The following is a 248-nucleotide window of genomic DNA, read 5'->3' as shown; positions in this document are numbered from 1 at the left end:
GATTTTAGTCTGTTTAGGGTTCTTGGTGGTTACTATAGCTATCTTGCTTTCCAGCAGTATTTTAAAATTACAGATGGTGAGTGGGATAGCTTATTAACGTCAGGTTGGTTTCCATTTGTCGGTTTACAATCAAGTACTTTAAAATCCTTGATCGCCTATGTCCGGCAAGGTTGGGATCCTGATCAGTTATTGGTAGACATTGCGTCTAGCATTAAGGAACGTATTGAGCAGCTTAAAGTTGTCTGGGC

At 40.3% G+C, this 248-nt stretch carries 1 protein-coding gene; it reads left to right on the top strand.

Translation table 11 applies throughout. The annotated features are described in order from the left end of the window. A partial coding sequence (locus tag AC0IYH_RS33190) for a hypothetical protein (protein WP_471838649.1) occupies positions 1 to 248 on the top strand: 248 nt, incomplete at both ends.

The sequence above is a fragment of the Pseudomonas sp. AC463 genome (assembly GCF_979253585.1).
This window is presented reverse-complemented; position numbering and strand designations above follow the sequence as displayed.